This is a genomic window from Pelistega indica (assembly GCF_000506865.1).
Taxonomy (GTDB): domain Bacteria; phylum Pseudomonadota; class Gammaproteobacteria; order Burkholderiales; family Burkholderiaceae_B; genus Taylorella; species Taylorella indica.
This window is the reverse complement of sequence record NZ_AYSV01000135.1, coordinates 1-6,063: the sequence shown is the minus strand read 5'-3', so window position 1 is coordinate 6,063 and position 6,063 is coordinate 1. Positions and strand designations below refer to the sequence as shown.

Sequence of the window (6,063 nt, the reverse complement as noted above, 5' to 3'; positions counted from 1 at the left end):
AGTCGTAACGTAGGCTCAGCGTGCATACGAATGACAATGTCTTGCCACGCATACTCAGCTAGTGGCAACAACTTAAACATGGCATGAAAGGCGGTATGGCATATCGCTACGTCGGTTTTACAATACTGCCCATAGGCAGCTAAGTCTGCTTCTGTAAAGTCGGCTAGACGCTTACCTAATGCCATCACTACTTCATTGCCTTTATCTGGCACAGCTATGCCTTGCTCTTGTAAGTACGTCGCTAACTTCGATAATGACGCGCCTAGCTTTTGGTCTATCCCTAAGCTTCTTGCCATAGACATCGTACAAAAGACTTTAGATGGCTTAAAGAAAGGGAAGTGATGCGTGATGATGGAATAGTCAAACAGGGTGTTATGGCACACTAAGACATAATTATTGCCACTGTCGGCGATGTCTTGTAGCATCGCTTTGGCATACTGTTTACCCTCGAACCACCCAACAGGGTTGTCATCTATCTTAATGCCCATGCCAATCACCTCAAACTGAGGCGACTGGATATATTCTTGGGTGGTCATTTTTGATCAATGAGTAGTCTCTGTCGTAATAGGTCTCAAAATCTAATACGACAATTTTCGGATTGTTGATAGGGGTCATTTCTTATCCAACATATCAATGGCTTGCTCAAGCATGACAATCATTTCCCACGCTTCAGCGGTTGTTAATACAGTACCTGCAGCTTCTGCGGTATCCCCACGAGCAATACTTATATCAATCAAGTGGCTATGTTGGGGGCTAGGCATAATACGTACAGTATCCTTAGTCAATCCATCAATAATGGGGGTACCCATACGATAGGAAGTATGTAATATGTGTCTGTCCATAGTTATAGGTTTCTGTTCAAAAAGCGTGCGTAATTCAGCAGGCAAAGACCACCAGTCTGGTAGGTCAATGCCATAGTTACTAAATTTGTCTCTGAGTTCTAAATACGCACTAGCATAGTTAGTGGATATTGCCATTGCCGCCACCAGGAGTTACGATTTTTGGAGTATTCATAAAAGCAACTGCTTTCGCTGCTTGTTTATAACGAAGTTTGAAAAACTCCATAAACACTGAGTGGGCAGCATTATTGTCCATGCGCATCTCTAGTAGGGAAGAGTAGGTTTTGAAAATCGAACCTAACTGTGTTTTGGCATTGAAGACGGTATTCTCGCATTCCTCTAGAATTTCATCATCAGTTGGTATTTTGTGTGATATCTCACGACGACGGTTATTAAAACATGCGACACCAGCAAGGTCGGTCGCCATCGCTATAGCCCCAAAGAATGTTAAGAATTCATTTATTACCATAATATCTATAAGGTATTTAGCATCATTCTTATCGTCTGCAAGCATGGCAGATAGTTCGCCAGTCTCAGCCTGGAGCTTATCTAATATAGGCGCAATAGTGGTTGTATTTATCTCACCATCCATAGCTGTTGCAGATAAATCTTTAATGGTGGTTTCTATTAATTTCTCAAATGCATCTGAAAATTTACTCATAGTTAATAAGTCCTTATTAATTATTGGTTGTTTGTTAATTGTTGTTTAGCCAAAGTGGCTTTTAGTGTGGCTACGGTTTGCTCGAACAGTGCTACGGATTCTTTTAGCTCCGCAACTTTACGTTCTAATTCATCAAGCTCTTCTTGTGTAGGATTAATGATCATAATGGTTAATTTAAAAGGGTTGATATTTGTAACGTCACATGCTTCTTACCGTCACTGCTAATTAGATGTACCGTAGTGGCTGAGTTTAGCGCGGCAAATGTTGCAATTCTTGTGCGTTCTGCTATCGCCAAATTCAGCATTTCGCTAACGGAGTTCACGGTCGTTTTGTACCTCATCCCCATCTACTTCTCCTATATATGATATGGTTGATACTCTTCGCTCGACACGTTTGATACCGCACGCATCTAGCGCCCATTTTGGTGGCTTACGCACTTGATTACCAATCTCTTTAACGTAGGACTCTGTGACCCCATAACGGTCAACTAGTGTTTTAATCCCTTCAGTCGCCACCCATTTGGCAACCTTGGCTCGCACTTGTCGTTCGTTCAAAACGCTCATTTTCTACCTCGATTAAATTTGATACTGGTTACTCGTAAGTTACTTCTAGCATTAGTGCCACCTTTACTTAACGGCACAATGTGGTCTACATCTTTCCCACGAAGTGCTGCCTTACCTAGCTCTTTCTCCATTTTGCGTCGAGCCAGCACACGATTTGAGCGTGCTTTACGTTGCGCAGGAGATGAGTGGTCCCGCAAATATTCTTTTCTTATAGTCTCTATCCTCTGGTCGTTGGGGCATGATATGTTCCATTTAAAACGGCAGCTACTTCATCAGCAAACCACCTTGTTGTGTTAACCCCCAAATGAATAGGGGGAGGGAATTTACCTAAGCTAATCCATCGGTAAATTGTTGAACGTGCAACTTTAAAGAGGGTGCACACCTCATAGACGGTTAAAAGTTCTCTCATTTTAAGTCCTTTTTAAGATATCCTATAAGGATATGGTTACGTGTGATGTTTATCAGTTAAATAAAATCCTACACAATGCATAGATTATTGTCAATAGGATTTTATTAAAATCCAACCTATGTAGTTTGTAGGATTACAACAAATTGTCTTGTAGTAACTTGTCGACTTCGTCGCAAAAATAGCACTGGCGCCTGTATGCTAACTGCCCAGTTGTAAGTGTAGTAGTAAGCCCACAAGCACAGAGGCACGTCCACAAGCCACCAAGGTCTTTATCGATAATGGTTAGCTTACCTACAACTTCCCCGATGAAATATTTAGTGTCCCTTGTCCTTCGATTGCCAGACTTCGCACATGTCATACACTTAGTGGTACGACCAGCTTTTACGTAGGATGCTCTAGCGTCGCGATGCTTGCCACAAGTGCAGCGCCAGCGCCACACATTGCCACCCAGATATTCCTCAGCGGTTAAGTCCCCAAATCGTTGACCTGTTAGGTCATCGACATCCCGACGAATCTTACTCATCACGCTTTGCTAGCTCGGCGCGCAGTACGTCTAGCTCTTCTTTCATAGCTGCCATTGATGCTTTCATATCGTTAAGTACTTGAGCGGCAGAAAAACTCATATCCCTAAACGATTCTTTGGAAGTCTTGTCGTTAAGCGCAATAACACGCTCAACATCCTCTCCATCTAGCAATAACATGGTGCTACGACCAAATTCTAGCTCGCCAATAATACTTATCTGCAAATCAGCTTCTAGCTTTTTGATGTCGGTCGACTTGTACCGTGTACCTAATCGCTGATTAAGCATGTTAAGGGTATAAAATCGCATTCTAGGCTTTGGTTTCCAGTCAGGTAGGCGTTCGCTCTCTGACAATTTTAAGCGTCCGTATTGGTACGTTGGCATAAGCCCTCCTAAAGGTTAGTTAACAACAAATTATATATCACATCAATGGTAGCCTACAATACAGATTGTAGCTTTACGTAAAATCTAATCAATAGCTAAGGCGATAGCTGTAGCTTCTGCGTGATGTATAGCTAATTCATAGACGGCTTGGTACATCTCACTAAACCGTTGTGCTCTAGCCTCATCCGTATCGTAATATGCGAACGACAAATGACTGCATGCGTATAGCGTTGCAATAATACCCAATGCTCCGCCAGTGACAATGTCATTACTGTAGTTCTCAGTATTTCGCCATTGCCACTTAAGCTCTGCTGGCATAGGCTCCAGATAAGGGTAACCATCTGGCGTGCGTCGCACCTTTAACAGTCGGGTAGGGGGGTGTTCCCCCTCATAAATGTCAAGGTCTACATATCGCCAAATGACGCTTAAAGCATAGCGTGCCATCTCATCAATGAGGTCTTCCTCGACCTCGTAGCCGTTGTCATCTAGTATTAGGGTTGGTCTTTCTATCTGCATCATAATACCTCCTTTAAGGTATCATTAATTGTTCACGTTTCCACTCCATAGCGGCATCCTCAGCAGCAGCTCTGCGGTTCTCTGCCCACTCCCAAATGTAATCGGACATGTCGTAGTCGCTCAGCTCCCGCTTCTCGTGGATATAATCTAAGCATGATGCTACATCGTCATCTGTCACTCTTTCCAGTCCGTCCATACTGCTTACTCTATAATGCATCCCTCGTAAGGATTCACCTGGTGGGTACCAATGTGTGTCTAGGTGCGTTATATATTTGCGCAGTTTGTCCGCATTGGTCTCGCCTAGGGCGATTACAATCTGCTTATCGTTAACAATAGCCTTTAACAATCGCTTTAAGTTGTATAGTTCATCCATTTGTTTGCTCCGTGTTGGCTGGTACTTCTTCAATCTCGTTTACATCCGCTTCTAGCTCTCCATAGATAAAAAAGTCTGGATTGGTTTTACTCTCCGCCACTAATTTATCCATGGCTAGCTGTTTAGCTTCTTGCTCATTGCTGGCATATACAGACGTTACTTTTTCTGCATGCCATACCAACGTGATACTCACGTCGTACTGCTTTCTATTACTCATTGCTATACTCCTAGTAATGTGATACGTACTGGCTGTTGGCGACAAAGTCGCTATGCTCGTCGTAATAATCATTCTCCATTCCGTCAACCGCTGCATATAGTGCATCGGTGTCGCTCAGTGTGTTGACTAATTCTTGCTCAGTGATATACCCATCATGTGCTTGGTAGATGAGCTCCCATAGCACATCCTCGCCGTAGTAGGTAATAGCATCCGATATAACGTTCTCATCAAGCTGCTTAAATGCCACACTTAACCCTAGCTCTCCAATCTCCTCATGTAAGACTTCAGCTTGGGTATATACGTAGTCCGCATACCCATCCTCATAGCCGTAGGTGTTTGCCCCTACGGTGTCACTCCATCGCCATGATTGCGTGGGGTCACCTGTGACACCATACGTAGGACGCTCTGGTATTTCAGCTAGGTCTATCTCTGCGATAGTCTCTATAAGTGGCGTAGTCGTAGTCTTTAAGGCTCCGTTAGTCTCAAGGTGCAATGGGGCACTCCATGCGTACGTGTTACTCATCCAGCGTCCACCCCATCGTACGCCTTGCTCCTCGTTAATAGTTACCATCTGACCTGAGGCGTCCAAAAAGGTAAATCGATTGTTGCCAATGAACTTGCCCAGCATCTCTTGGAATTGGTAGGTGAAGAGGATGCGTCGGTCGTGTTCCAGCATCGGTCGTAAGTAGTCACGGATAAAGTGCCACGTGTCTGATTTGGTGGTGTCCATCGCATTGCCAGTTGCTAGCACGCCGTTGTGCATCATCCACAGCGCACCGTCTTTGTGGTCTTCTCCGAACACCTCATATGGATGGGTGTTCTCATTATTAATGTCGCCATGGGTGCGCCAACGCAAGTGGATGGCACACTCGCGCCCATCGGCATGGTCTCTAAATAGCTTAATAAAATCTTCGGCACACGTAGGCACGACTTTATGGACTTGTAAGCGTCCGTCCTCGACGTACATGACCCCAGCGCCGTCTGGGTTGTATGAATAAAAATCCTCCAGCCAATGGTCTGGTATGGATGGGGCAGTGGCTAATTGTGTAATTAATAAACACATAATTTTAATCCTTTCATTTGTTAAATGGTCTATTTATAGTGTGATACTGCCTTACGCAGCTACACGGTCAGGGGCAAAGCGTCCGTAGATTACTCGAGGAGCTTTCGCTCGTTTCTCTTTCTTCTTAGGTGTCTCATCACTAGCGGTGTTTGCACTGCTCACTTTGGTTGGTTTGTGTGCGGTAGTGGTAGCGTCGCCTGCATCACGCTCTACGATGTAAGGGCGTAGGTAACGTGTGAACTTCTCTTGTTTGACATCATTAACCCATGCCAAAAAGTCCTCAACCGTTAGCTGTTGCCAACTTGATTGCTTGGCGTAGAAATATAGGGCGTTTACGAACTCTAACGTTGCCATCACCGTGCTGAATTTGGTTGTTCCCCTGAAGAGTCGGAACTCAATAGTATCAGCGTTCTCAAAGTTCAACGCTTTGTAACGGTCCCCAGCATAAAGAAACGTACCTATAACCGCTTTTTGTTTGATGTACTGCGTAAAGGTCATATTGTGCGTTACTGACTGA

Annotated in this window: 12 protein-coding genes; all 12 read right to left on the bottom strand. The window is 44.2% G+C overall.

Annotation, left to right across the window (positions count from 1 at the left end; genetic code table 11):
- Nucleotides 1-536, bottom strand: a 536-nt coding sequence (locus tag V757_RS26740; protein WP_147628885.1) for a 3'-5' exonuclease family protein, incomplete at its 3' end; no start/stop codon positions are given.
- 75 nt (nt 537-611) lie between these two features.
- Nucleotides 612-977 carry a hypothetical protein gene (locus tag V757_RS26735; RefSeq protein WP_023953279.1) on the bottom strand — a complete coding sequence of 122 codons (366 nt, stop codon included), beginning with the start codon at nt 975-977 and terminating at the stop codon, nt 612-614.
- Complete coding sequence (locus tag V757_RS26730) at nt 961-1,500, bottom strand: hypothetical protein (RefSeq protein WP_023953277.1); 540 nt, start codon at nt 1,498-1,500, stop codon at nt 961-963. The genes V757_RS26735 and V757_RS26730 overlap by 17 nt, the downstream gene beginning before the upstream one ends.
- Before the next feature lie 20 nt (nt 1,501-1,520).
- A complete protein-coding gene (locus tag V757_RS28520; protein WP_023953275.1) occupies nt 1,521-1,664 on the bottom strand; it encodes a hypothetical protein in 144 nt (47 codons plus the stop codon).
- Nucleotides 1,665-1,808: 144 nt separating this feature from the next.
- Nucleotides 1,809-2,063 carry a hypothetical protein gene (locus tag V757_RS26725; RefSeq protein WP_023953273.1) on the bottom strand — a complete coding sequence of 85 codons (255 nt, stop codon included), beginning with the start codon at nt 2,061-2,063 and terminating at the stop codon, nt 1,809-1,811.
- Nucleotides 2,060-2,260, bottom strand: a complete 201-nt coding sequence (locus tag V757_RS26720) for an HNH endonuclease signature motif containing protein (protein WP_023953271.1) — start codon at nt 2,258-2,260, stop codon at nt 2,060-2,062. The genes V757_RS26725 and V757_RS26720 overlap by 4 nt, the downstream gene beginning before the upstream one ends.
- A gap of 20 nt (nt 2,261-2,280) precedes the next feature.
- On the bottom strand, nt 2,281-2,472 hold the full coding sequence (locus V757_RS26715; RefSeq protein ID WP_023953268.1) for a helix-turn-helix transcriptional regulator: 192 nt from the start codon (nt 2,470-2,472) through the stop codon (nt 2,281-2,283).
- 515 nt (nt 2,473-2,987) lie between these two features.
- A complete protein-coding gene (locus tag V757_RS26705; RefSeq protein WP_023953264.1) occupies nt 2,988-3,377 on the bottom strand; it encodes a hypothetical protein in 390 nt (129 codons plus the stop codon).
- 84 nt (nt 3,378-3,461) lie between these two features.
- On the bottom strand, nt 3,462-3,896 hold the full coding sequence (locus tag V757_RS26700) for an antirestriction protein (protein WP_023953262.1): 435 nt from the start codon (nt 3,894-3,896) through the stop codon (nt 3,462-3,464).
- A 362-nt stretch (nt 3,897-4,258) separates the two neighbouring features.
- The gene (locus V757_RS26690; RefSeq protein ID WP_023953258.1) at nt 4,259-4,483 is read right to left on the bottom strand and encodes a hypothetical protein; all 225 of its coding nucleotides are present in this window, start codon (nt 4,481-4,483) and stop codon (nt 4,259-4,261) included.
- A 10-nt stretch (nt 4,484-4,493) separates the two neighbouring features.
- Nucleotides 4,494-5,159 (bottom strand): hypothetical protein, encoded by a 666-nt coding sequence (locus V757_RS28515; protein WP_147628884.1) that lies wholly within the window; start codon nt 5,157-5,159, stop codon nt 4,494-4,496.
- A gap of 438 nt (nt 5,160-5,597) precedes the next feature.
- Nucleotides 5,598-6,063, bottom strand: a 466-nt coding sequence (locus tag V757_RS28700; protein ID WP_036694815.1) for an amidoligase family protein, incomplete at its 5' end; no start/stop codon positions are given.

Excerpts from the sequence above, each read along its gene's own strand:
- V757_RS28520 (WP_023953275.1), bottom strand. The coding sequence starts at position 1,664 with ATGATCATTAATCCTACACAAGAAGAGCTTGATGAATTAGAACGTAAA.
- V757_RS26730 (WP_023953277.1), bottom strand. The coding sequence starts at position 1,500 with ATGAGTAAATTTTCAGATGCATTTGAGAAATTAATAGAAACCACCATT.
- V757_RS26725 (WP_023953273.1), bottom strand. The coding sequence starts at position 2,063 with ATGAGCGTTTTGAACGAACGACAAGTGCGAGCCAAGGTTGCCAAATGG.
- V757_RS26735 (WP_023953279.1), bottom strand. The coding sequence starts at position 977 with ATGGCAATATCCACTAACTATGCTAGTGCGTATTTAGAACTCAGAGAC.
- V757_RS26700 (WP_023953262.1), bottom strand. The coding sequence starts at position 3,896 with ATGATGCAGATAGAAAGACCAACCCTAATACTAGATGACAACGGCTAC.
- V757_RS26715 (WP_023953268.1), bottom strand. The coding sequence starts at position 2,472 with ATGAGAGAACTTTTAACCGTCTATGAGGTGTGCACCCTCTTTAAAGTT.
- V757_RS28515 (WP_147628884.1), bottom strand. The coding sequence starts at position 5,159 with ATGCTGGAACACGACCGACGCATCCTCTTCACCTACCAATTCCAAGAG.
- V757_RS26690 (WP_023953258.1), bottom strand. The coding sequence starts at position 4,483 with ATGAGTAATAGAAAGCAGTACGACGTGAGTATCACGTTGGTATGGCAT.
- V757_RS26705 (WP_023953264.1), bottom strand. The coding sequence starts at position 3,377 with ATGCCAACGTACCAATACGGACGCTTAAAATTGTCAGAGAGCGAACGC.